Annotated in this window: 22 protein-coding genes; 8 read left to right on the top strand and 14 right to left on the bottom strand. The window is 51.3% G+C overall.

Going from position 1 to position 24,183, the window contains the following annotated elements; translation table 11 throughout:
• Positions 1 to 13: 13 nt before the first annotated feature.
• The 3 genes from ACOQPU_RS08900 (at position 14) to ACOQPU_RS08890 (ending at position 2,406) form a co-directional block, all read left to right on the top strand.
• Positions 14 to 457 (top strand): pyridoxamine 5'-phosphate oxidase family protein, encoded by a 444-nt coding sequence (locus ACOQPU_RS08900; RefSeq protein WP_420644772.1) that lies wholly within the window; start codon positions 14 to 16, stop codon positions 455 to 457.
• Positions 458 to 565: 108 nt separating this feature from the next.
• Positions 566 to 973, top strand: a complete 408-nt coding sequence (locus tag ACOQPU_RS08895) for a response regulator transcription factor (protein ID WP_420644771.1) — start codon at positions 566 to 568, stop codon at positions 971 to 973.
• Between the two features lie 26 nt (positions 974 to 999).
• Positions 1,000 to 2,406 (top strand): FAD-binding oxidoreductase, encoded by a 1,407-nt coding sequence (locus ACOQPU_RS08890; RefSeq protein WP_420644770.1) that lies wholly within the window; start codon positions 1,000 to 1,002, stop codon positions 2,404 to 2,406.
• On the opposite strand, the gene ACOQPU_RS08885 is transcribed toward ACOQPU_RS08890, so the two are convergent.
• The 3 genes from ACOQPU_RS08885 to ACOQPU_RS08875 all read right to left on the bottom strand — a co-directional run bounded on the left by ACOQPU_RS08885 (position 2,403) and on the right by ACOQPU_RS08875 (position 6,252).
• Entirely contained in the window at positions 2,403 to 2,594 is a 192-nt protein-coding gene (locus ACOQPU_RS08885; RefSeq protein ID WP_420644769.1) for a hypothetical protein, read from the bottom strand. The genes ACOQPU_RS08890 and ACOQPU_RS08885 overlap by 4 nt on opposite strands.
• Positions 2,595 to 2,609: 15 nt before the next feature.
• Positions 2,610 to 3,065 (bottom strand): GNAT family N-acetyltransferase, encoded by a 456-nt coding sequence (locus ACOQPU_RS08880; protein ID WP_420643023.1) that lies wholly within the window; start codon positions 3,063 to 3,065, stop codon positions 2,610 to 2,612.
• Between the two features lie 544 nt (positions 3,066 to 3,609).
• A complete protein-coding gene (locus ACOQPU_RS08875) occupies positions 3,610 to 6,252 on the bottom strand; it encodes an MGH1-like glycoside hydrolase domain-containing protein (protein WP_420644768.1) in 2,643 nt (880 codons plus the stop codon).
• Between the two features lie 407 nt (positions 6,253 to 6,659).
• Between ACOQPU_RS08875 and ACOQPU_RS08870 the strand changes: the two genes are divergently transcribed.
• Both ACOQPU_RS08870 and zwf read left to right on the top strand, forming a co-directional pair.
• On the top strand, positions 6,660 to 9,365 hold the full coding sequence (locus ACOQPU_RS08870) for a bifunctional transaldolase/phosoglucose isomerase (RefSeq protein ID WP_420644767.1): 2,706 nt from the start codon (positions 6,660 to 6,662) through the stop codon (positions 9,363 to 9,365).
• Positions 9,366 to 9,438: 73 nt separating this feature from the next.
• Positions 9,439 to 10,899 (top strand): glucose-6-phosphate dehydrogenase, encoded by a 1,461-nt coding sequence (gene zwf / locus ACOQPU_RS08865; RefSeq protein ID WP_420644766.1) that lies wholly within the window; start codon positions 9,439 to 9,441, stop codon positions 10,897 to 10,899.
• Between the two features lie 51 nt (positions 10,900 to 10,950).
• On the opposite strand, the gene ACOQPU_RS08860 is transcribed toward zwf, so the two are convergent.
• The 3 genes from ACOQPU_RS08860 to ACOQPU_RS08850 are packed head-to-tail and all read right to left on the bottom strand — an operon-like array spanning position 10,951 to position 13,701.
• The gene (locus ACOQPU_RS08860) at positions 10,951 to 12,603 is read right to left on the bottom strand and encodes a PEP/pyruvate-binding domain-containing protein (RefSeq protein ID WP_420644765.1); all 1,653 of its coding nucleotides are present in this window, start codon (positions 12,601 to 12,603) and stop codon (positions 10,951 to 10,953) included.
• Between the two features lie 37 nt (positions 12,604 to 12,640).
• Positions 12,641 to 12,856, bottom strand: coding sequence for a DUF2277 domain-containing protein (locus ACOQPU_RS08855; RefSeq protein ID WP_420644764.1), 216 nt, complete (start codon positions 12,854 to 12,856; stop codon positions 12,641 to 12,643).
• A 17-nt stretch (positions 12,857 to 12,873) separates the two neighbouring features.
• On the bottom strand, positions 12,874 to 13,701 hold the full coding sequence (locus ACOQPU_RS08850) for a GON domain-containing protein (protein ID WP_420644763.1): 828 nt from the start codon (positions 13,699 to 13,701) through the stop codon (positions 12,874 to 12,876).
• Positions 13,702 to 13,844: 143 nt separating this feature from the next.
• Here ACOQPU_RS08850 and ACOQPU_RS08845 point away from each other — a divergent pair, with 143 nt between their 5' ends.
• On the top strand, positions 13,845 to 13,997 hold the full coding sequence (locus tag ACOQPU_RS08845) for a hypothetical protein (RefSeq protein WP_420644762.1): 153 nt from the start codon (positions 13,845 to 13,847) through the stop codon (positions 13,995 to 13,997).
• Here ACOQPU_RS08845 and ACOQPU_RS08840 read toward each other — a convergent pair.
• The 7 genes from ACOQPU_RS08840 to ACOQPU_RS08810 form a co-directional block, all read right to left on the bottom strand.
• Positions 13,974 to 16,709, bottom strand: coding sequence for a calcium-translocating P-type ATPase, PMCA-type (locus tag ACOQPU_RS08840; protein WP_420644761.1), 2,736 nt, complete (start codon positions 16,707 to 16,709; stop codon positions 13,974 to 13,976). The two genes, ACOQPU_RS08845 and ACOQPU_RS08840, sit on opposite strands and share 24 nt — an antisense overlap.
• Complete coding sequence (locus tag ACOQPU_RS08835) at positions 16,706 to 16,885, bottom strand: hypothetical protein (protein WP_420644760.1); 180 nt, start codon at positions 16,883 to 16,885, stop codon at positions 16,706 to 16,708. Before ACOQPU_RS08835 ends, ACOQPU_RS08840 begins: the two co-directional genes overlap by 4 nt.
• A 176-nt stretch (positions 16,886 to 17,061) precedes the next feature.
• Positions 17,062 to 17,271, bottom strand: a complete 210-nt coding sequence (locus tag ACOQPU_RS08830) for a hypothetical protein (protein WP_420644759.1) — start codon at positions 17,269 to 17,271, stop codon at positions 17,062 to 17,064.
• 46 nt (positions 17,272 to 17,317) lie between these two features.
• Entirely contained in the window at positions 17,318 to 18,319 is a 1,002-nt protein-coding gene (locus tag ACOQPU_RS08825) for an ABC transporter permease (protein WP_420644758.1), read from the bottom strand.
• A 10-nt stretch (positions 18,320 to 18,329) separates the two neighbouring features.
• Positions 18,330 to 19,439 carry an ABC transporter permease gene (locus tag ACOQPU_RS08820; protein ID WP_420644757.1) on the bottom strand — a complete coding sequence of 370 codons (1,110 nt, stop codon included), beginning with the start codon at positions 19,437 to 19,439 and terminating at the stop codon, positions 18,330 to 18,332.
• A gap of 1 nt (position 19,440) precedes the next feature.
• Positions 19,441 to 20,298 carry an ABC transporter ATP-binding protein gene (locus tag ACOQPU_RS08815; RefSeq protein ID WP_420644756.1) on the bottom strand — a complete coding sequence of 286 codons (858 nt, stop codon included), beginning with the start codon at positions 20,296 to 20,298 and terminating at the stop codon, positions 19,441 to 19,443.
• A complete protein-coding gene (locus ACOQPU_RS08810) occupies positions 20,295 to 20,948 on the bottom strand; it encodes a TetR/AcrR family transcriptional regulator (RefSeq protein ID WP_420644755.1) in 654 nt (217 codons plus the stop codon). The genes ACOQPU_RS08815 and ACOQPU_RS08810 overlap by 4 nt, the downstream gene beginning before the upstream one ends.
• Positions 20,949 to 21,170: 222 nt before the next feature.
• Between ACOQPU_RS08810 and ACOQPU_RS08805 the strand changes: the two genes are divergently transcribed.
• The gene (locus ACOQPU_RS08805) at positions 21,171 to 21,905 is read left to right on the top strand and encodes a PIG-L deacetylase family protein (RefSeq protein ID WP_420644754.1); all 735 of its coding nucleotides are present in this window, start codon (positions 21,171 to 21,173) and stop codon (positions 21,903 to 21,905) included.
• Positions 21,902 to 22,681 (top strand): PIG-L deacetylase family protein, encoded by a 780-nt coding sequence (locus ACOQPU_RS08800; RefSeq protein WP_420644753.1) that lies wholly within the window; start codon positions 21,902 to 21,904, stop codon positions 22,679 to 22,681. Before ACOQPU_RS08805 ends, ACOQPU_RS08800 begins: the two co-directional genes overlap by 4 nt.
• Positions 22,682 to 22,738: 57 nt before the next feature.
• Here ACOQPU_RS08800 and ACOQPU_RS08795 read toward each other — a convergent pair whose 3' ends face one another.
• Entirely contained in the window at positions 22,739 to 24,124 is a 1,386-nt protein-coding gene (locus ACOQPU_RS08795; RefSeq protein WP_420644752.1) for a hypothetical protein, read from the bottom strand.
• Positions 24,125 to 24,183: the final 59 nt, after the last annotated feature.

Raw genomic sequence — 24,183 nt, 5'->3', positions numbered from 1 at the left:
TAAGGAGAAACTGATGAGTTGGCAATTGTTTTCACAGGAAAATCCTCAATTGGCACAATTTGGCGAGCAACGTTTTGCTAGCAGAGTGGCATATCTAGCAACGATTCGCAAAGATGGCAGTCCTAGAGTGCATCCGGTGACGCCAATTGTTGGGCAAGGAAGACTGTTTTTATTCATGGAGCCTACGTCTTTCAAGGGGCACGATTTGCGACGAGACGGCCGTTATGCTTTGCACTGCGCTGTTGAAGATGCAAATGGCGGTGAAGGTGAATTCTTTATCAATGGCCAAGCCATACCCATTGATGATCCCGCGATACGTGCGTTAGCGGTCGAATTAGCCAGCTATTCCCCGGCTGAGCGATATGTTTTGTTTGAGCTGAATGTCGCGTACGCTATGTCGGTGGAATATGACGACAACAAGGTTAATCGGCAGAGTTGGCGAAAAACTCAATCGTGATCTCCACTCCCCACTAACTTTCGATAGGTTTCAATTCCTCTCCATTTGAAGCTGAATAGCTAACTGCTGCCAGATGTGGCCACGGCCGTTTCCCCGTAAGCTGGTGGCATGATGAACCAAATCCACCCCCTTCGCATTTTATTGGCAGATGATTCCCCAGCGGTGCGCCAAGCGTTGCGCTGGCTGCTGGAAGATACCTCCGGTTTTGCTGTGGTAGGCGAGGCGAGTGATGGTGAAACGGCCGTTCAGCTTAGCCAAGACCTCCTGCCAGACATCCTCATTTTGGATATTGGGCTGCCCCACAAAAACGGCTTCCGTGTGGCCCGCCTGGTGAAAAAGCAAGCCCCATCCGTTCAGATTGTCATTTTGTCTGGGCATGGGGATGCCACCACGCGCCAATTGGCTGCTGCCGTCGGCGTGGCTGGCTTTGTGGAAAAAAACGAAGGGTGGGAGGCCTTACTGGCTGAAATCGGCCGGGTGATTGCCCAAGCGACAAATATTGTGGCTAATTGTTAGCCATTATACACAAGGAGTAAAACCTGATGATGACACCTGTAGTTCAAACAGAAACGGCCGTTTTGGCCCACAATTTCCAAGGCGAACTGATTTATCTGGGCGATGCCGCTTACGATGAAGCCCGCGCCATTTGGAACGGCATGATTGATCGCCGTCCCGCCCTCATTGCCCGCTGCGCAACGGTGGCTGATGTGCAAACGGCCGTTAAGTTTGCCCGTGAAACTGGCTGGCCGCTCTCGGTGCGGGGTGGTGGCCACAACGTGGCGGGTCATGCTGTTAATGATAATGGAATTGTGATTGACCTGTCGCTGATGAATAGCGTAGCAGTTGATCCCGACGGGCATCTGGCTTACGTTGGCGGTGGGGCAACCATTGCTGATGTTGATAGAGCCACCCAGGCGTTTGGCCTGGCGGCGCCGATGGGCGTTGTCTCTGAAACGGGCGTGGCGGGGCTGACGCTAGGTGGCGGCTTTGGCCATCTGCGCAACAAATATGGCCTGAGCGCCGACAATTTGGTGGCTGCTAATGTGGTCACGGCAGACGGCCATATCGTCCACGCCAACGAACAAGAAAACAGCGATCTGCTTTGGGGGTTGCGCGGCGGTGGTGGTAACTTCGGCATTGTTACCCAATTTGTATACAAGCTGTACCCGCTGGGGCCAGAGATCTATTTCACCGGCGTGTTCCATCATGGCGACCATGCAGAAGCAGGTCTGAAGCTGTACCGTGAGTTCAACGCCATCGCCCCGGATGAAGTCAGTACACTTGCTTTTCTAGGCATCGTGCCAGACGGGGCGGAACCATTCCCGCCTGAAGCACACGGTGAACGGTTTGTGGGCTTTGTGGCTCTGTACGCCGGTGATCCGGCTGAAGGGGAAGCCATCATGCGGCCGTTGCGCAAGCTGACGGCGGAACCATTGGCTGATTTTAGTGGCGTGATGCCCTACGTGGATGCCCAGCAATTTTTTGACGAGGATTACCCGTCTGGCGAACTGCGCTACTACTGGAAGTCGCTCAACCTGCTCAGCCTGAATGACGAGGCCATCGCTCGCATTGTTGAACACGTTTACCGGCAGCCGTCGCAGCACAGCACCACCGATTTGTGGCATATTGGCGGAGCAGTCAAACGGTTTAACAGCGATCATGGGGCATTTTACGGCCGTCACGCGGCGTACCTGCTCAATCCCGAAGCCAACTGGGAAGATGCCGCTGACGACGAAGCCAACATCGCCTGGGCGCAAACCCTCATCGACGCGATGGCGGAGTTTTCAGACGGCAGTCGCTACCTCAACTTTGCTGGTTTTCAGGAAGAAGGGGATGGGATGATGACCGCCGCCTTTGGCCCGCAGTATGCCCGATTGGCTCAACTCAAGCAAAAGTACGACCCGACGAATTTGTTTAACCGCAACCAAAACATCAAGCCGCAATCCTAAGTTGCCGCTTGTTGCGCCTCTCCTCTTCCCAGGGCGTTAGCTGACACAAGTTCAGCTAACGCCTTTTTATGTGTTGTTCGTGTGGAATTTTGGATTAGTTGTGTGAGGGGTGAGGGGAACGGCCGTTTAACGCCCGCTTCAGCCGCGCTTCGCGTCGGCTGCAAGCCATGTTGGGCGGCGATTGGCATGATTTTGAGATACCATCAACAGGTATCCTGTTTCAATAAAGCTGTGACTTTCCCATCAGGATCAATATCCTGTTCTACAAATCCAAGGTTAGCATATAGAGTGCGGGCAACACTATTTGTGATTTGGTAGCAAATCAGCACCTCATTCCCGTTTAGCTCTTTTGAAATCTGCTTGATAATTGCTTTCATAGCACTTTTACCATAGCCTTGATTTTGATGTGATTTATCAATCATTATTCGGAAGATTTTCCATTTATCAGTGAAAACGTCGCGCCCCCAAAGAGCGTACCCTATTAGCTGATTCTGTTCATTATAAAATGCATTTGACCTTGCACCTTCATAAAACTGTGATTCGGCAATTGAATACAAGTTGCTTGGAACAAAACCTTCTTGATTAGGCGTTGTTTCTAGTGCAATACAAGACTTCCAATTGTTCACAGTTACAGGTTCTAAACGGATTTTGTGAAACATTCTGAAACCTACATTCGCCTTGATCGAGGAAAATTAAATTTGATAATCGTCCGCCCGTTCAGTTGCATAAGCCGCAAAATCTGTGTGCAGTTTTGTCGGCTTTATGCTGTTGTTGGGACGGCGAGTTCTGATTTAGGCAAACCTAAAAATATATTTAGCCGTCCCAACATAGTATTATCCTGCGCTACTATAGTCATTTTCTGATTTTACTAGAGTAAGTTCTTTCGCGTAGAACTCTCTTAGCAGCAGCTTACGGATTAGTTCTACTTCTGATAGATACAGTTCATTCCGATAATATTTTTTCAGAACGCGCCTGCGTAAATCATAGGTACTCAAATAAAGGTTGTGCGCAGCTCGGCGCATGTCGGCCATTTTACCCCCGTGGCCACACATGGCCTTGTACCGCTCATGATGGTGCTTGTCTATGGTCGTTGAAACCTGGTTTTTGCTGATTGGCATCGGTTTTATCCTAATTGGGTGTAGGAACACGATTTGAAAAAGTATAGCGAAAAATGGTAGGTGACACAATATTGGTGTAAACAGCCTACAGTAGCTTGGCCACTAACGCCGTCCAGCCGGTTTGGTGGCTGGCCCCGATGCCTGCGCCGTTGTCTCCGTGGAAATATTCGTAGAAGAGGATGTAATCGCGCCAGAGGGGATCGGTTTGGAACTGCTGGACGCCGCCGTAAAACGGCCGTTTCCCCCCATCCCCTCTTCTCCTAAACAAATTCACCAACCGCTGCGCCAGTTCATCAGCCACTTGGTTTAGATTGACGGCCGTTCCCGACCCAGCCGGTAGCGCGACCTGCAACCGATCGCCGTAATAATGGTGGAACTTCTCCAAGCTCTCGATGAGCAGATAGTTCACTGGCAGCCAGATGGGGCCGCGCCAGTTGGAGTTGCCACCAAACAGGTAGGTGTCTGACTCGGCGGGCGTGTAGCGCACGGTGTGAACGTGGCCGTTGATGGGGAGTTGGTACGGCCGTTCCCCATATTCCTTGGACAGTGACCGAATCCCAAAATCCGACAGGAACTGCGCCGGGTCCAGCATTCGCTGCATGATGTGTTCTAGCTGGCTTTGATTGACGAGCGAGAGGAGGAAACGGCCGTCTTCTCCCGGTTCTGTGAGCGAGGCGATGTGGCTGACCAACTGGGGACGATGCTTGATGAACCAGTTCATGCGGCGGCGGAAGCGGGGCAGCTTTTCTAGCAAATCTGGCTCCAGCGTTTCTACGGCATAGAGCGGAATGAGGCCGACAAATGAGCGGAGCTTGAGCGGGAAGAAACGGCCGTCTGCCAAATGAATCTGGTCGTAAAAAAAGCCGTCCGCCTCATCCCACAGCCCACCATCGCCATAGCTGTTTAGCGCATTGGCAATGTAGATGAAATGCTCAAAAAATTTGGTCGCCACATCTTCGTAGGCGGGTTTTGTGCGGGCCAGTTCCAGGGCGATGGCCAGCATGTTCAGGCAAAACATGCCCATCCAGGCCGTGCCGTCTGCCTGCTCCATATGGCCGCCTGTGGGCAGTGGCTGGCTGCGGTCGAACACGCCAATGTTGTCCAGTCCCAAAAAGCCGCCCTGGAACACGTTGTTGCCGTCGGCGTCTTTGCGGTTGACCCACCAGGTGAAGTTGAGCAGCAGCTTGTGGAATACTTTTTCCAGAAACTCTGTGTCGGCGTGGCCGGTGACGTTGCGGGTGATTTTGTAGACGCGCCAGCAGGCCCAAGCGTGGACGGGTGGGTTCACGTCGCTAAAGGCCCATTCGTAGGCGGGAATTTGGCCGTTGGGGTGCATGTACCATTCGCGCAGCATCAGGATGAGCTGCCGCTTGGCCCATTCCGGATCTACCAAGGCCAGCGGCAGCGTGTGGAACGCTAAATCCCAGGCGGCATACCACGGATATTCCCACTTGTCGGGCATAGAAAGCACGTCGAGATTGTAAAGATGGGTCCAGGTGCGGTTACGGCCGTTCTTTCTTCCATCAGGCGGGGGTGGGGCGGCCGGATCGCCATCAAGCCATAGCTGCACGCCGTAATGATAAAACTGCTTGCTCCACAGCAGCCCGGCCAACGCTTGCCGCTGAATGCGCCGCTCATCTTCGCTGAGATGGGGCGGGTGGATGGTTTCGTAGAAGGCGTCGGCTTCGGCCAAACGTTGAGCAAAAATGGCGTCAAAATCGGTAAATGGGGCGGCGTGCTGGGTGGGGCTAAAGCGCACCTGCACCACAAATTGCTCCCTTGGCGGCACCACCGCTTGAAAATGGGCAGCCGCTTTGCTGCCCACCTGCGCCGGATTGATCGCCTCGTTTTCGCCATCAATCACTGCCCGATGAAAACTGTCTTTGACGTAAGGTGTGGCGTTGGGCTGGTTGAAGAGTGTCAGGTTAGTCTCATTTTCGGTGAACATTAAATGGGGCGCATCGCGATGCGCCCCTACAGAGGTTGCGTACCACCAGCGTTCTCCCAAATGGCGATGTTTCGTGTAGATAGTTTGTTCATTAACTGCTTCTAGGCGTGGGCGCGGACGGCCGTATCCCCAAGACCAGGTGTTGCGGTACCAAATGTGGGGCAAGATGTGAATGGGGGCGGGGGTATCGGCGCGATTTACGGCCGTAATGCGGCACAAAATATCCTCTTCCCCCGCCTTGGCATACTCTACAAACACGTCAAAGTAGCGGTTTTTGGCAAACGCTTGAGGCAGGGCGTCAATTAGCTCAAATTCGGGATCGGTTTTGCCGCGACGTTGATTTTCATCAACCAATTCTGCATATGGGTACGCCACCTGCGGATATTTGTACAGCATCTTCATGTAACTGTGTGTCGGCGTGCTGTCCAGATAAAAATAATACTCCTTCACGTCCTCGCCGTGGTTGCCCTGCGTCCCCGTAACGCCAAACAGCCGCTCCTTCAAAATTGGGTCTTGCTCGTTCCAAAGTGCCACGCCCAGGCAAATGTTCTGGAAGCGATTGCAAACCCCCGCCAGCCCGTCTTCGTTCCAGCGGTAAGCACGGCGGCGGGCATGGTGATGTGGAAAATAGTCCCAGGCCTCACCTGTGCTGCTGTAATCTTCCCGCACAGTTCCCCAGGCGCGTTCGCTGACGTATGGTCCCCAATTTTTCCAATCGGCCCGGCGGGCTTCAGAATCAATGAGGCGTTGATGTTCGGCCGTTTTTTCTTGTGCTTTCATGAAATCCCCTCTGAAAATAGGACGCGGAGAACGCAGATTAAAATCTGGTCAAAATGCAAACACAATTTGCAAGCGCAAATTGCGCCAATCTGCTGATGTTCATTTTTGGTGATGCGTTAGCGGAGCCATTTTCTTACAAACGGGTAACATTCGCCATGCTTGTCTCGTCTCAGAGAAAGATTTCAAAACTCTTCCCCGTAATTTGGCCAGCGCGAGAGGAAAGTGAGACTTTTGAAATCTAGGCTGAATCACCTGAGTTGAGAATTAGCGAACTGAACAACCATTGAAACATGATATACTTGCGGCGCAATGTCCCAATTGCCCACAAATACCTCATTTCAAGCCTTTTCGTACTTACAGGCACAAAACTCAACAATTAAAATTGACATAAAAATAAGGGAGACACCATGAGTAAACTGCGTGAACTATTTGATCTTGGCCAATCGGTTTGGTACGATAACATCAGCAGAACTTTGTTAGATTCTGGCGAAATGCAAGCCCTCATCGACGAAGGCGTTGTCGGCGTTACCTCTAATCCTTCCATTTTTGAAAAAGCAATTGCCAAAAGTAGTGACTATGACGGTGCGATTCGGGAACTGGCTCAGGCGGGTAAATCGACCAATGAAATTTATGAAGCGATGGCGCTTGAAGATATTGGCGAAGCGGCCGATCTGTTCCGGCCGGTGTATGACAAAACGGGCGGGGTGGATGGTTACATTAGCCTGGAAGTAAGCCCTACGCTGGCGCGAGACACAGAAGGCACTATTGCCGAGGCGCGACGGCTGTTTGCTGCCTTAAATCGCCCCAACATCATGATTAAAGTGCCCGCTACGCCAGAGGGTATTCCCGCCATCGAGACGCTTACGGCCGACGGCATTAACATCAACGTGACGCTGATTTTCTCGCTCAGCAGCTATGAAGATGTGATGAATGCCTACATCACCGGGCTGGAAAAGCGTTTGGCAGCGGGGCAGCCCATTAACAACATTAGCTCGGTGGCTTCCTTTTTTGTGAGCCGGGTGGACACGGCCGTTGACAAGGCCCTCGCCGCCAAAGGAAACAGTGAGCTACAGGGCAAGATTGCTATTGCCAACGCCAAAGTGGCTTACGCGCGTTTCCAGCAGATGTTTGGCAATGAGCGGTGGCAAAAATTGGCAGAAAACGGGGCGCGGGCGCAACGGCCGTTGTGGGCCAGCACCAGCACCAAAAACCCCAACTACCCAGATACGCTCTACGTGGATACGCTCATCGGGCCAAACACGGTCAACACGGTGCCACCCGCCACGGTAGACGCCTTCAAGGATCATGGCACGGTGGCAGTGACGCTAACTGAAGGCTTGGAAGATGCCGTCGGGCAGCTCGATGCACTGGCCAATTTGGGCATCAGCCTGAGCGAAATCACTGACCAATTACAGGTTGCCGGCGTCGATTCCTTTGCCAAAGCGTTTGAAGGGTTGATGGACAGCATTGCGGGCAAGCGGGCAGCCATCTTGACAGAAGCGGTCGGTTTTGCGGCAAATTTAGCGAATTTGGAAACGGCCGTTTCTGCTACAGAAGCAGAGTTACAAAAAAACAGCATAATTGAACGCATCTGGCAGCACGATCACACCGTTTGGCACCCAGAGCCAACCGAAATTACAAACCGGCTGGGCTGGCTGCACACCCCCAAAACGATGGTGGCCGAACTGGATCGCCTCAACCAATTTGTGGCGCAGGTGAAGGCAGCTGGCTTCACGGAGGTGATGCTGCTGGGCATGGGTGGCTCTAGTCTGGCACCAGAGCTGTTTGCCAACGTGTTTGGCACGGCCGTTTCTGGCTTGCCCGTGCGCGTTTTAGACAGTACAGACGCAACGGCCGTCAAAAATTATGCTGAAACGGCCGATTTGCCCCACACGCTCTTCATCGTCTCCACTAAATCTGGCGGTACGGTAGAAACCCTCTCCTTCTTCAAATATTTTTACAACCGCGTGGCCAATCTGGTGGGCACCGACAAAGCAGGCCGCCAATTTGTAGCCATCACCGATCCAGGCAGCAAGCTCGTGACGCTAGCGGAAACATACCGCTTCCGTGCAACCTTCCTGAATGATCCCAACATCGGTGGGCGATACTCCGTGATTTCATTCTTTGGGCTATTGCCTGCGGCTCTGGTGGGCGTCAATGTGGCTCGCCTGTTGGAGCGAGCGCGGGCGGTGAGCAAAGCACCGACAGCCACCAAGCTCGGCGCGATTTTGGGCACACTGGCCCAGCAAGGCCGTGATAAGGTGACACTCATCACCTCCGAGCAGATTGCCAGCTTTGGTGACTGGGTGGAGCAGCTCATAGCCGAAAGCACGGGCAAAAACGGCGTGGGCATCTTGCCCGTGGTGGGCGAGCCGGTGCTGGCACCGGTTGCCTATGGTGACGACCGTCTGTTTGTCCATTTGCGGCTGGCGGGGGATGATTCGATGGATACGGCCGTTGCCCAACTAGAAGCTGCTAATCAACCCGTCATTCGCTTCGATTTAGCTGATTTGTATGATTTGGGCGGGCAATTTTTCATATGGGAACTGGCAACGGCCGTTGCCGGGCATATCCTCGGCATTCAACCCTTCGACCAACCCAACGTGGAATCTGCCAAGGTGCTGGCGCGGAAAATGGTGGCCACCTATCAGGAAACGGGCAAGCTGCCCCAGCTAGACAGTGCCGAACCAACGGCAGCGAACCTGCAAGCGTTTGTACACCAGGCCAAGCCCGGCGATTACATCTCCATTCACGCCTACGTACCGCCCACGCCAGAAACCGACGCACTGCTGCAACTATTGCGTGTGCAGCTCCTCAAACAAACCAAATGCGCCACCACGGTGGGCTACGGCCCGCGCTTTTTGCACTCTACTGGACAGCTACACAAGGGCGATAGCGGCAATGGCCTCTTCATCCAATTCACCTCCGAGCCGGAAGAAGATGTGGCCATCCCCGACGAGGCGGGCGCAGCGGCCAGCGGCATGACCTTTGGCGTGTTGAAGCAGTCCCAAGCCCTGGGCGATGCCCAGGCTCTGCTAGATGAAAACCGCCGCCTGATTCGCTTTGAGTTGGGGACGGCCGTTAACCAGAAACTTCAATTGTTGCTTAGATAATTTTGTAGCCGCGGATTCTTTCCGCGCATCGGACACGCGGAAAGAATCCGCGGCTACTTGAAAGGGACACAATATGTCCAACCATCAAAAACCCACCACCTTCATCATTTTTGGCGCGTCTGGGGATTTAACGCGGCGCAAGCTGATTCCCGCACTGTTCAACTCGTACTGCAAGGGGCGGCTGCCATCGTCGTTTAACATTGTTGGTTTTGCCAGACGGCCGTGGGATGATGACCAATTCCGCCAAATATTACAGGATGGCATGAAGGAGTTGGCACCGGACACGTACGATGAAGAAAAGTGGGGGCCATTTTCGCAAAAAATTACCTATGCCAAAGGGGATTTACCGACGCCACAAGATTATCTCGCGCTTAAAAAGCACTTGGATGAGATTGAACAGGGTGCTGGCAACCGACTGTATTACATGGCAACCGCCCCTCGCTTTTTTGTACCCATCGTCGAGAATTTGGGCGCGGCGGATATGGTGGAGCAATCTGCTGGCTGGCGGCGGGTGGTGGTCGAGAAACCGTTTGGGCACGACTTGGCCTCGGCCAAAGCGTTGAACAATGAAATTCAGGCAGTGTTTGAAGAGGATCAGATTTACCGAATCGATCATTACCTGGGCAAAGAGACGGCGCAAAATATTTTGTACTTTCGCTTTGCCAACACCATTTTTGAGCCGATTTGGAATCGTAATTATGTAGACAATGTGCAAATTACGGTAACAGAAAGCGTGGATGTGGGTCGCCGAGCCGGGTATTACGACCAGGCTGGCGTGGTGCGGGATATGTTCCAAAACCACCTGATGCAGCTCTTGTCGCTGGTAGCGATGGAACCACCAGCCTCCTTCAAAGCGGTGGCAGTGCGGAATGAGAAGGCGAAGCTGTTTCATGCGATACGGCCGTTGCCGCTCAATCAAACCGTCCGTGCCCAGTACGATGGCTACCTGGAAGCAGAAGATGTGCCGGACATTTCCCAGACGCCTACTTACGCAGCCATGCAGCTTTTCATAGACAACTGGCGTTGGCAGGGGGTGCCATTCTATCTTCGTTCAGGCAAAGCGTTGCAATCCAAAAACACGGAGATTGTCATCGAATTCAAGCAGCCGCCCCATCTAATGTTCAATGACATTGAGGACGAAGATTTCACCTCAAATATTTTGTCGCTGTGCATTCAGCCAGATGAGGGAATTCACCTGAAGCTGGAAGCCAAAGTGCCAGATTCGCACAAAACGCAACCAGTGGATATGGAATTTCATTATCGCTCGTCGTTTAAGGGAAACTCCCTGCCAGATGCATACGAGCGACTCCTGCTAGATGCCGTGCGCGGTGATGCCTCGTTGTTTACTCGCGCCGATGGCATCGAAGCGGCCTGGGCCTTGATGGACCCGGTGATTCATGGGTGGGAAAATGATGCGGAAGCACCGCCAATGGCGCGATATGAACCGGGTAGCTGGGGGCCAGCCGAAGCGGAAGCCCTGTTGGCACAGTCTGGGCGCGTCTGGCGGCACGCTTGCAGCCACCCTGATCAGTAATCAGTGCCCCACTGATTACTGACCACTGGCTCACTGAAACCTGAATACCGTTCACTGGGCCGTGTGGCATTGCAGGATGTACAGTTTGTAATCGGTGCCGCTGGGGGCATCCACAATTTCTATGGCGAACTCAAACTGCACGGGGACGCCGTACGTTTTTGCTAGCCGCTTGAGGGCGGTGCGCATCAGGCGAATAAATTTCGCATCGTTGATCAGGTAATCGTAGGTCAGTTGGTTTGTTTCAGGGTCTAGCAGGTAACGGCCGTTTGGATAATCTGCCTGCAAAATGTCTGAAATAGGCAAAACCTTGAAACAGTTATCCTCCAGGTCAACAACCTTCACCTTGTCCTGAATGAGGTTTTTGCTGTCATGCATATAATCCGGCGTATTGAGCGAAATGATGCACGCATTTCCGTCCTCAAGGGGACGCTGCACTCGCTTATCTAACCCGAGCGTCAGGCGCAAGCAACCATCTTTTGCCCGGCTATCGCCAGCGTCGTACCAGGGGTTTTGGCTGAGGCCTGCGCCAACGATGGTGGGGAGATAGTAACGGCCGTATTTGTGGCCAATCAACGCCTGAATCATCACGGCCATTCGTTCGTCGTAATCAATGAGACCATGCTTTTGACGCTCCAGCATGGCGTCGGGGTTAAAGGTGCTGGCATAAACCCGACGCACAGCATCCAAAAGGGCTTTGAAATTCTCCTGGTGACTGCCTTGGTTTGGGCAAAACACAGAATCATATTTTCCAGCAAATTGGTAATCCAGATGATCTTCCAACAGGCTAGAGGAGCGCACCACAAACGGACGGCCGTTTAGCTGGGCCAACACATCCCGCAGCTGCTCCATAATGTAGTTTGGAATCTTCCCCACCTTGCAAGAGTGGACAATTTCTGGGTACTGCTCTCGCATCTCCTCAACCGATAGATATTTTTGATTAACAAACCGCTCCATCTTGTTGTGCAGCATGAACTCATAGATGATTTCGGAGCCAATGAAATAAGTGTCGGGAATAGTTACATGCTTGGATAAATCTGGCCCCAGATCATGATTGGCCCGCTCCAGAATATGCCAGGCAAGCAGCATGCCCCCCGACTTCCCCCCAATTTTGCCGCTGCCAATCAGCCGTTCATAAATCCAGTTCAGGTCTTTGATAGTAAATACTTTCTTGGCGACGCGAATAAATGGGAGCTGGTCACTTAGCAGCCTTTTGATGAGTACCACCTTAATCTCTTCCAAATGATGCTTCACCTTTTCTTTTTCCGGTGGTGGCAGCGCATCGTAAATTTCGCCTTGCTCAAATAGCATAGCCCACGGCGCAATTTCTGGATTAAAGGTGAGTTCAATTGTCTTGCTATTTTTGTCCTGGTTGTTGAGTACCTCGCCGATGAGCTGCTCAAGTAGGGTGATGCCCAGGTTGTTGGCAAAGTAGTTGTCGGTATGCAGGTCTCGAATCGTTTCCAGGCGGCGTTGCCAGGCACCTTCATCTTCTTGTACGGTTGGGTTATCTAATCCTTCGCGCCGTTGCGATTCGATGGCGAGCTCTTTTACTTCTTGCTCAAAATCAATCTTGTTGACGATGCCGCGTCGAAACAGCTCTTCGCGCATTCGCAGTCGGATTCGGTCGCATAAAATGGGGTATTGGGCGAGCTTAATGTAGATGTCGATAGTGGGGGTTATCGTTCTGAGTGGGCCAGTGGGCATGGCAGACTCCTTCAATTTAGCCACAGATTGCGCAGATTTACGCAGATTTTTGATTAGGCATTATTAGGTTGTCAAGCAATTTTTCGGTGGCGGTGCTGATTTCGATGATGGCTTGTTCAAAGGTGGCTTCGTTGGCGCGAGACGGCCGTCTATAACCAGACACCTTGCGCACAAATTGACGGGCCGCCGCTTCGATTTCTGCTGGCGTAGCGGGGGCTTCGGCGTTGCGTAGCTGTTTAATGCTGCGACACATAATCACGCTCCAAAAAATTACGGCTGCTGGTAAACAAGCTGGATGGGATTGCTGGGCTGGATGATACCGCAACGGCCGTTTACCGCCAGGGTCATTACTTTTCCATCCGCACTTATTTCATTAATGGTCTCATTGACCTCCCCGCCAAAACTACTGAATCTGATGGCTGGATTGAGGACAAACGGCGTACCTGTGAGGTCAACATTGGCGCGGCCCAGCGGTGCATCTGGCTGGTTGCGGTTGCAGCTTGTGGCCTGGGCAAAATCAGAGCTGGCAACAGGATAGTTGGCAAGCTGCTCGCCAATAAGGGCATTATACCCGCTGAAGCTGTCGGCTAAGGTGGCAAAGGTCATATCGGTTGGGTCTACAATGAGGCTGCTAGGATTAAGCCGTACTTTTTCATACAGGGTCACAATTGCCCCTTCCGGATAGCTAATGAGGCTGAAGTTGCCACCAGTGGTGGTGGCGGGCAAGGTGAGGTACTCCTGTGGCTTGGTTGCCATGTTGTAGCAGTAGAGAGGTACGGCCGTTTTCCCCCGTAGATAGAGCGTGTATTCACCATCTTCGGCTGTGGGTTGCTGCTGCTTGAGCATGGCACAGGAGTTGGGCAATGGCACAGGCGACGGCGTAACGGTTGCAAACCGGGTAGGTGGCAGTGATGTTGGCTGCAAGGTGGCAATTTGCGTGGCGATGAGGGCGACGGTGGTGGCTTCGGCTTTGTCTGGCGTCACAGTATTTTGGTTTAACAGCACATATCCCAGGTAAAAAGCCAATACAACCAGTCCACCGCCAATGAGCAGCAGCCAGTTAAGGAGTGGTTGGGAAGGGCTTCTTTCATCGATCATAATTCACTATGTCGCGGCCATTGTGGCAATATAGCGTAGCTTACCTTGCAAAAGAGGAATAATCAACAGGCAACAAAAAGGTCAGGCAAGCACATTTGTACCCGCCCGACCTCATACGGCTTGGACACACCTCTCCTGCCTGAATGAACGATGTGAGAACGGCCGTTTCCAGCATTATTTATCCTGAGTACGGCTTCAAACTGAATCTGATGGCCTACACCCACCAAGCCAAAAAGTCATCATTGGATCTTACGCGTGACGAGTTACGGCTGCTACCTGTCATCTGCGAACTCTGAACTTGGCTTAAATTGCTTAGAAATTTCCACAGCCGCGAATACCACCAGGCTCGTTGCCAAGGCAATCAACAAATCGGGGAGCGGCAATGGATCGGTTTCAAAGAACGTTCGCAAAAACGGTACATAAATCAGCATCATTTGCAGAATGAACGTCACGGAAACAGCCAGCAGCATTAGCCGATTGGAAAAGAAGCCGATCTTGAAAATGGAATCAATATTAGAGCGTGTTGCCAGGGCATTGCCCATCTGCGCCAGGGTAAGCGTGGTAAATACCATCGTTTGCCATGGCCCCTCTGGGTCTTGTCGCCAGTAAAGATAGCCAACTCCCAACGAAATCAGTCCCATCAAAATGCCAATCCACAAGATTTGCTTGCCCAGGCCCCGGCTAAAAATGCTCTCTGTGGGATGGAAGGGGGAGCGTTTCATGATGCCCCGCTCGCCTTCCTCAACGGCCAGAGCCAGTCCTGGCAAGCCGTCAGTTACCAGGTTGATCCACAAGATTTGCAGCGGCAGCAGCGGCAGCGGCATTCCCAAAAATGGTCCAATGAGCATGACAAACAGCTCGCCCGTGTTGCTGGAGAGGGTGTACTTCACAAATTTGCGGATGTTGTCGAAGATTTTGCGGCCCTCTTCCACGGCGGCTACGATGGTGGCAAAGTTATCGTCCAGCAGCACCATGTCAGCTGCTTCTTTGGATACATCTGTGCCGGTAATGCCCATTGCGACGCCGATGTCAGCTCGCTTGAGGGCGGGGGCATCGTTCACGCCGTCGCCCGTCATCGCCACAATATGCCCTTTGTCTTGCAACGCTTCGACAATGTTCAGCTTATGCTCTGGCGACACGCGGGCATAGACGGAAATATCTTCCACCTTCCCTTTCAAAGCCTGTGTATCCATCTTGGCTAATTCGTAACCAGTGAGATTCTTGTCGTTTTGGGTGATGTCTAAATCTTTGGCAATGTTTTGGGCGGTGAGTGGATGATCGCCGGTGATCATGACGGGGCGAATACCGGCTTGTTTGGCGGTGGCAACGGCCGTTTTCACTTCAGGTCGCGGCGGATCAATCATGCCTACCAGGCCAATCAAAATGGCGTTGTTTTCTCGTACATCATCTTGGTGTTCCAGAGGCCGGAAGGCAATGGCGAGAACCCGCCGTCCCTCTCGCGCCATCCGCGCATTCCCCTCCAAAATGCGCTCACGCCACTTATCGTTCAGCTTCTGAAACTCTTTGTTTTTACCTGTCCAGATGCGGTCAGATATTTCCAGCAGGCTGTCTACCGCCCCTTTGGTGAAGGCGACGTATTGCGATCCGCTCCAGGGGGCTTCGGTATCATCTTTATCAACCTCCACTTTATGAATGGTGGTCATGCGCTTTCGTTCTGAGGTAAAGGGGACTTCATCAACGCGGGGCCACCGTTGGTCAAGTTCATTCTTGGAGTAGCCAATCATTGATGCAGCTACGACCAGCGCACCCTCAGTGGGATCGCCGATGGCGCGTTCGACACCGTCTTCCGTTTGCAAGATAGCATCGTTACATAAGGCTCCAGCCTTGAGCAACAAGCTTTGGGTACGATGGTAGGCGGCCAAATCTTCGTCTAGCTCGGCATCAATGATGGCTCCTTTTTTGTCGCGCAGCGTTTCAAAGGTTTCTTTGCGGTCGGTTACATCTACCACCGTCACTGTCATTTTGTTTTCGGTGAGGGTGCCGGTTTTGTCTGAGCAGATGACGGTGACGGAGCCTAAGGTTTCTACGGCGGGCAGCTTGCGAATAAGGGCGTTGCGCTTGAGCATTCGCTGAGAGCCAAGTGCCAGGGTGATGGTGACAACAGCGGGCAGCCCTTCTGGCACGGCCGCCACAGCCATACTGATGCCAGTGAGAAACAGCAGTTCAAAAGTTTCCCTCAGTTCTTGGGTGGGGTCACGAAAGATAAACCCGGTGATAATCACAACGCCGACAATGGCTAGGGCCACCCAGGCCAGTCGCTTGCCCAAATCATCCAGGCGTCGCTGGAGTGGGGTTTGCTCTTGCTCTACACCCTGGATTAGCTCGGCGATGTTGCCTAGCTCGGTGTTCATGCCGGTTTCGGTGATAACGGCCGTACCGCGACCATATGTAATCACCGTGCCCATAAAGACCATATTTTTGCGGTCGCCAATGGGCAAATCTTCTTCATTGAGGGACTCACTAATTTTGGAGACTGCCTCTGATTCACCCGTGAGGGCGGCTTCTTCTACCTTTAGATTGATGCTTTCGAGGAGACGGCCGTCTGCGGGCACCAAATTACCTGCTTCCAAAAGCACAATATCTCCTGGCACCAGTTCGCGGGCAGAAATTTCGACGAGCTGGCCGTCACGCCGCACCTTCACAGTGGGCACCGCCAGCTTTTTGAGGGCGGCAATGGCTTGTTCTGCCCGGTACTCTTGCGAAAAACCAATGGCGGCATTCAGAATAACGATGGCTAAAATGACGACAACATCTTTGAAGTCGCCCAGGTAGCCCGACACAATGGCGGCAATGATCAAGATAATGACCATGACATCCTTTAGCTGATCGAGCAAGATCAGCCACGGGCTTTTGGTGCCTTTTTCTATTAGTTCATTTAAACCATATTGGTTGAGTCGTTTTTGGGCTTCATTGGCACTAAGGCCAGATTTTGCGTCGCTGTTCAGTTTTTGTAAGGTGGCATCTACATCCTGTTGGAACCAGGTCATAGGGAAATCCTCTCTTTTTGGCCGGGGGCATCATAAGGTGTGGTGCAGCAGTGGCGCGATAGGTTGGGAACGGCCGTTTCTCTGTTTTGCCCATAAAGTTTTTGCTGACCGCTGGGTTGCCGTCCGATCAGCGGGTCGCGCCAGCTTTGTGCTACGGGGTGACATAAGTATAACACAACCGAATCTACCTGTTTATATGGAGTTTGTTGGTACTATGGTAACAGATGAGCCTAATATTACCGTCCAAAGCAGGCATTGTTGCCGCCTACAGAAACAAAAGACACCCCGATTGAGGATTGAGCCACAAATCGGGGCGTCTTGGCAATATCTGTCGGGGAAAGTGGTTGTTGAATTACAAAGTAAACAGCCAGATGCCCAAAGCAGCAAAGAGGGCACCCCAGATGTAAAAAAAGGTGACGGTGCCTTTTTCACCTAAAACTTTGATAAAAGCCTGAATTTTGCCCATGTTCCAGATGGCGGCGGGTTTTTTGGTGGCAGCCAAATAAATAACCAGCCCAGCATAGGCAAAAGCCAATAAACCTAATAACGGATACCAATTCATCTTTTCTCTCCTGAATATTGTGTAGAGACGTTGCATTGCAACGTCTCTACGCGAGACCCTTTTGGATTTTGGGCGCTAAGAAATAATAGACAGCCCCACACAAAGCCAGAACAATTGCCGTATAGCTAATAATCTGCGGCCAACTGGCACTGTAGGACAAAATCGCGTCATTGCCCTTGTACGTCCAGTAGAAAGGAATCCAATAGGCCAATGCCTGCCACTGTTCACTCAACAGTTCGGCGGCGGCAACGCCTGCTGCCAGCGGTAAAAATAGCAGTTTGATGCCTGCGGCAGCGTTCATCACGTCATCGTTGTTGATGCCTTCAATGAAGCCTACCAGAATACTGAGCAACGTGACTGAGACGATTGCCAGGGCAATCTGGCCCAGGTTTACATCAGAGAAGCCAGTGATCCAGAGGATGGCCACTGCGCCATAAATAGCCAGGAACATGCCGCTCATGCTTTTGCCCAGAATGAAGCCCACGCGAGAGATAGGGCTGACGTTGATGGCGCTGACGGTATTATCCACCTTCTCTTCCACAATGTTGATGGAAATGAGCATCCCCGCCAGCACCGAGGTCATCAAGATCATGATGTTCACCAACAGCTTTTTGAGGGGTGATTCTGTACGGCCGAATGTTTCGATTACGGCCGTTGTATTCTCTACTTCCAGGTCCAACTCATGGTAACTGTTGAGCAGCTTAGCAAACTCAACCACCGATTCCGGCTCGTTCCCCTGCGTCAAGATGAAATAATCATCCCCCTCCGGCAAAATAGCCACAATATTGTCTCGCCGTTCTAGCCGTTCTTCTACCGCATCAACATCTGCAAACAGCTCAACATTGGCAAACTGCTCCAGGTACGTCACCATTTCTGGATTGTCGCCCTCGAGCAAGGCCAGATCGACCGTGGTGTCATTGACGCTTGGCACCAATAGCCTGATGCCTACCGCAAAAATGACCGGCACAAGCAAAATATACAAACTAATAAAGTCACGCAGATTAACTTTGATGTCCCGCATAAAAATGACCCATATTTTTTTCAACATAATAATCCCCTTAAATTGTCAGCGTCTTTTTGAAGCGGACATTAGCAAATAAGAACAGAGCAATCCCGGCGACAAGAAATCCCGATGAGGCTAGCAACACATAAGAAACGTTTGAATTAGTCAGCAGGATTTCCTTAAACCCTTCCAGCATGGGGTAGGTGGGAATGAATGTGATCCAGGTTGGGTTCCAACTGGGAATGAAATAGGCGACATTGGGCAGCATCAAAGCAATAATCAGCACATAGAGCATACCAAATGCTTGCTGAATATTGTCGTAATAACTGGTTAGCACCAGGCCCAGTGCCGAGGCAGCAAAGCCTGTTGCCAGTAGAAAGACGAGCATGAGTAGGTAATTTGGCTGCAAGCCCATAACAGGAATGACGATCAGCAAGCTGGTAACGGTGCTGGTGAGCATAATGATGCCCATTTTGCTCATTAAATATTGCCATACTGATGATGCCGTCACGGCATATGCCTTAATCACGCCTTCTTTTTTGTCCAGGAAGATGTAGGAGGCAATGATAAACAGCCCCATCAAGCTGCCGTTGAAGGTAAGGAAAGAAGGAATGACATTTTCTCGATCTGTCAGCAGGACATGCTCGGTTTCCAGTGAACGTACATCCTGGTTGTCAAACGCATCGGCAAGAATGTCTGTGTCTTCGTTATGAAAAACGCGGTAGGTGTTGCGTAAACGCTCCGTTTCATACCCTTGCAGATAGTAGGTGTAGGTAACCTCACCGACATCATCCATGTGTACGATTGCGGCAAAGGCTCTTTCTTCGTCGGCAAGATTTACGGCCGTTTCCCGATCACCAAGTACATAAATATTCTGTGTTTCAGTTGAATAAAGCGTGGCAGATACCGACTCACCGTTATATTCAAGTGCTACGGTTTCAGCTACGCCATTCTCGTCGGCATCCAATGCCTGTTCAGCCAGCAGATCCCGCCCAGCTTCGGGCATATCCCAATACACATACTCATCCGACTTGCTGTTGAATTGCTCTGGAATCACAAATAGGAGCAAAAACAGAAAAATGAACGCCATGAACAGCTCAATGTAAAAATAAAAGCTGCGCGAGGCGAGAACAAGCTCTTTAACAAAACTATGCCAAAGTTTCATGCTATTCCAACCCCCTGCCTGTCACCTTGATGAAAATCTCTTCAAGGGTAGCCTCTTTGGTATGCATTGATTGAATTTCGTTATTGCCAATCACTTGTTGCAGACGCACTTTGTCCTCTTCCAGAATTGTAGAGAAGATTTCGGTCACAACATTCCCATTTTTCTGGTATTCCACTTCAACTAGCTGTTCGCCGTAGGCCAACTTTAAATTTTTGGGCGAATCAATCAGCTTGATTTCGCCATCAATAATGAAAGCGACCCGATCACACAGTTCGTCAGCGATGAACATGTTATGCGTGGTTAAAAAGATAGTCACGCCTTTTTTATTCTCGGCCCGAATGATGTCTTTGATGTCGGCGGCAATGGCTGGATCAAGCCCGGTAGTGGGTTCGTCCAAAAACCACAGCTCTGGATTGTTGATCATGGAGCGGGCAAAGGTGAGGCGGTGCTTCATCCCTTTGGAGAATTCGCCAGCACGCACGTTTTCCTTGCCATTCAGGCCAACCAGCTTGATCAGCTCTTCAGAGTCTCGGGTTTCTACATCAAATAGCTTCTTGTAGAAATCAAGATTTTCTTTGGCGGTCATTTTGCTGTACACGTTGGATTGTTCAAAAGACATGCCAATGTTGTTGAACATTTTGCGGGAGATGTTTTTAACATCATAACCAGCCACGGTTACGTTCCCTTTTTGCAAGGGCAGCAGCCCCGTTAAAATGCCTTGCGTGGTGGATTTGCCTGCACCAGAAGGGCCAAGAAAGCCAAATACTTCCCCTTTAGGGATTTCAAAGCTGGCGTCTTTGACGGCATAATTCTCATCATTGTTGTAAGAATGAAAAAGGCTTTCTACTTTAATCATCATATTTTTTCTCCAATCGGGTCGCTGATCCCTCTTCTAATAAAGTCGATGAACAGATTGACGGTTTCCATGATGTCCTCGTCAATTTTGGTTATATTAAAGTCAGCGCCTTTAACGACTTCAAAGTAATATTCAAACGTGGCTACGTTGAGTGACATTAAAATGTGAATCATGAATCTCACATCAATGTCAGTGCGTAACTCGCCTCTTTCTATTGCGAGGGCGATTAAGTTTTGGTAGAAGGCAACGGCCGTTTCCTTACTTTCATCAAATACTTCTCTATGAATCGGATGCTCCCGATTTTTAAAAACCTGGTTGCCAATAAGCGCAGCTTTGGGATTTTCCTGGGCGAATGCCAACCCTGAGCGATACATTTCTTGTAAGACGGTAAAAAAATCGTGGGCCATCGGGTTTTGTAACACAGGCGAGATGTACTCAATTTTCTTGTGCGCGATACAGCTCAACAGATGCTTGTATAAATCTTTTTTGTCTTCAAAGTATTGATAGAAACTGCCTTTGGCAATTTGACAGTCGGCGACAATGCGATTGATGCTGGCATTGTCAAACCCCCAGGTAGCAAATTCATCTAAGGCGGCTTCTTCAATTAGCTGTCGTTTTAGTTCTGGTAAATTTAGAAAAGTGCCTTTAGGCATAGGGTCGCCTCGTCTCTGTGACTTTTAGGTCATATGACCTTGAGGTCATATCATATCCAAACCTTGTTTTCCTGTCAATAGTTTTCGGTTGCAGGTGTGCTTGGGTGGGAAACGGCCGTTTCTCTAATGCGTTCCTGAGCCTGGTTCTTCGATCATTCGCAAGTGGAATTGAGTCCGGTATAATCCGCTCCGGTAAATCACTATGGAGGCAAACACAGAGAAATGAATAATTATATTCCTGAGCGGGCGATGTTTATTTTTGCCCACCCAGATGACATTGAGTTTAGCGTCGCCGGAACGGCCGCAAAATGGGCTAGTCACGGCTGCGAAAACACCTACGTCGTTATCACCGATGGCAACGTTGGTTCCCATGAACCAGGGATGACCCGTGAGCAGATTGGACAAATTCGGCGGCAGGAGCAGGCTGCGGCGGCCAAAGTGGCTGGAGCGGCCAACTGCATCTTTTTGGGATTTGATGATGGATCATTGGAACCAACCCTGACGTTGCGAAAAAAGTTGGTCAAATTAATCCGAAAGCATAAGCCGAATGCAGTCGTGTGTGGCGACCCCAATATGTTTTTCCGAGGCGAAAGGCTTAACCATCCCGACCATCGCGCCGCCGGTCGAGCGGCATTGGATGCCGTGTTCCCCGCCAGCGAGATGCGGCTGCTTTACCCGGAATTTGAGGCAGAAGGCATTACCCCCCACAAAGTGAACTTTGTCTACGTTGTGACGGACGAAAATCTGAACCATTATGAGGATGTGTCTGAATCTTTAGACACAAAGTGGCTGGCACTTAAGGCACACAAAAGCCAAATTGGAGATAAAGATTACTCTGATCGCCTGCGGGACCGGGCAGCGACCATTGGCAAACAGGTGGGTTTGGCCTACGCAGAAGCGTTTCGCCGCTTTACCGTGACGCCCTTGCCGCAACAAAATGGGGAGAAAAGCGCATGACAAACGCCAATGATTACATTCCAGAACGGGCTATGTTCATTTTTGCCCATCCCGATGATATTGAGTTTGGCTCGGCGGGAACGGCCGCAAAGTGGGCCAAACACGGCAGCGAGATCACCTACATTGTGCTGACCGATGGCAATATTGGCAGCCGTGAGGACGGCATGACGGCCGAAAAATTAGCCGAAATTCGCCGCCGGGAACAAAGCGAGGCGGCCGAAGTAGCCGGGGTGGCCCGCTGCTTGTTTATGGGGGAGCCGGACGGCCGTCTACAACCAACTCTTGAATTACGCAAGAAGCTCGTTCGGCTCATTCGCGCGCATAAACCCAACGTGGTCGTTTGTGGTGATCCCCAGTTTTTCTACAGCGATGGCTACATAAACCACCCGGATCATCGCAATGCCGGGCAGGTGGCATTGGAAGCGGTCTTCCCTTCTGGCGATTCCCCCTTGTTGTTCCCAGAGCTGGTAGAAGAAGGCTATGAGCCGCACAAGGTAAACTATGTGTACATCTCGTTTGGGCGGCGCGAAGCGAATATGTACATCGACATTACAGAATCCATCGACACGAAGATTGCAGCCTTGCGTAAGCATGTAAGCCAGCTTGGGGATTGGGACCCAGAAGAGCGCATGCGGGAATGGGCGGCTGAAACTGGCAAGCGTGTGGGCTACAAATATGCCGAAGGCTATTTTCGCATTGCGCTGAAAGAGGTGGAGCTAGAAAAAGAGCCTGAGCCAGAGACGGAGATTGAGGCTCAGGCAGAAGCGGGAGATTGAGTGTTCAGTAATCAGTAGGTCAGTAATCAGACCGAATACTGGCCTACTGAACACTGATTACTGGTTGAGCTGGTATTTGCGCAGTTCGTTGCTGTTGCGGTCCATCACTAGCAGCTCGTTGTCGTCGTTGAACAGCATGTCGAAGCTGACGCCGGGGTTTTCCAAGGTTGTGATGTAACGGCCGTTTCCCTCAAACACCTTTATACCCCAAAAATCATCCACAAAAATACGGCCCTGACCATCAACTGCAATTGAACGAGGCGAGGTGAAAAATTGATCTTCAGCCTCTCCCTTACTGCCAATTTGATCCACAAATAACCCCTCGGCATTGAGCTTATAGATTGTTTCGCTGCCCAGCACGTAAATGTTGCCCGCGCCGTCAATGGCGGCGTCTTCTTGAGTGGTAGCAAAGTCAGGGATGTTAGCGAACGGATCGGTGAGGTCCAGCGTGATGTTGCCGTTATTGTCTAAGCGCACCAGCCTATCTTTGGCAATGAAGTAAACAGAGCCGTCTGGGCCGGAAGCGGCCGTTCTAAAGAAAGTTCTCTCGCCGGGCAGTGTTAGTGTGCCTAGAGATTCGCCCGTCAGGCCGTTGAACATTTCAATGTCAGCAGTTTTGATGATGTAGACGGTGTCGGCTCGATTGGCGGCAATGCCAGCCAGGTACAAATCTTGGCCAGCATTCCAAGTGGTTAAAAAGTCGCCATTTTCATCAAAAACCTGAATACGGCCGCCGCTATAATCACCCGTATAAATATTGCCAGCCCCATCAATGGCCAGGCGGCGCGTGTCGTTGAAAAAGCCAGGGCCAGTGCCCTCTTCACCGCCAATCCGCAGCACCACTTCAGCAAACTGCGGAGCTTGCGTGGCTGCTACCACAGTTTCAACCACAGTAAATTCTTCCTCAATTATTGCTGAACTTGTCTCCTGGAACTCTTGAATTTCCTGGGCGAATTCTGAAGTCGCACCGCTCTGTCGTGCTGTGGTGGTAATAACAAAACCGATAGCAACAAAGATGCCAATTGCCAGGAGAAAGCCCAAAATTAAGCAGCCACCTCGGTTGCTTGTTGTTTGGACAGGGGGTGTTGTGGTTGTGGGTGTATACGTAGAAACGTCCACGATGGCCGTGTGGAAGGAAGTGCCCCCAAGATGAATGTCTTCATGCTGCTCGATGGCATCCACCACCTCTTTGGCGTCTTTGAGCCCCACGTTAAACCGTTCACGGAATAGCTTGATCGCCTCAATTTTACGGCCGTTTGCCACCAACTGAACCACTTCGGTCAACACATCAGAGGATTGTTGGTTGGGCTGGCGCTGATTGCGTAAATTGTCTGGCACGATGACCGTGCTGCTGCAATATGGGCAGCGCACGGTTAACGGTTGGGATTTGGCATCATAATCCAGTGATGCTTGGCAGTTGGGACATTCGAAGCTTTCTAGCATGATGAAGTTGCCTCCAGAGTAGTGATTGGCAGCAGTGTAATTGGGTTGCGGCATCTGCT

The sequence above is a fragment of the Candidatus Leptofilum sp. genome (assembly GCF_965223285.1).
Taxonomy (GTDB): domain Bacteria; phylum Chloroflexota; class Anaerolineae; order Promineifilales; family Promineifilaceae; genus Leptofilum.
The sequence above is the reverse complement of the archived record's forward strand: the minus strand, read 5'-3'. Positions and strand labels throughout refer to the sequence as shown.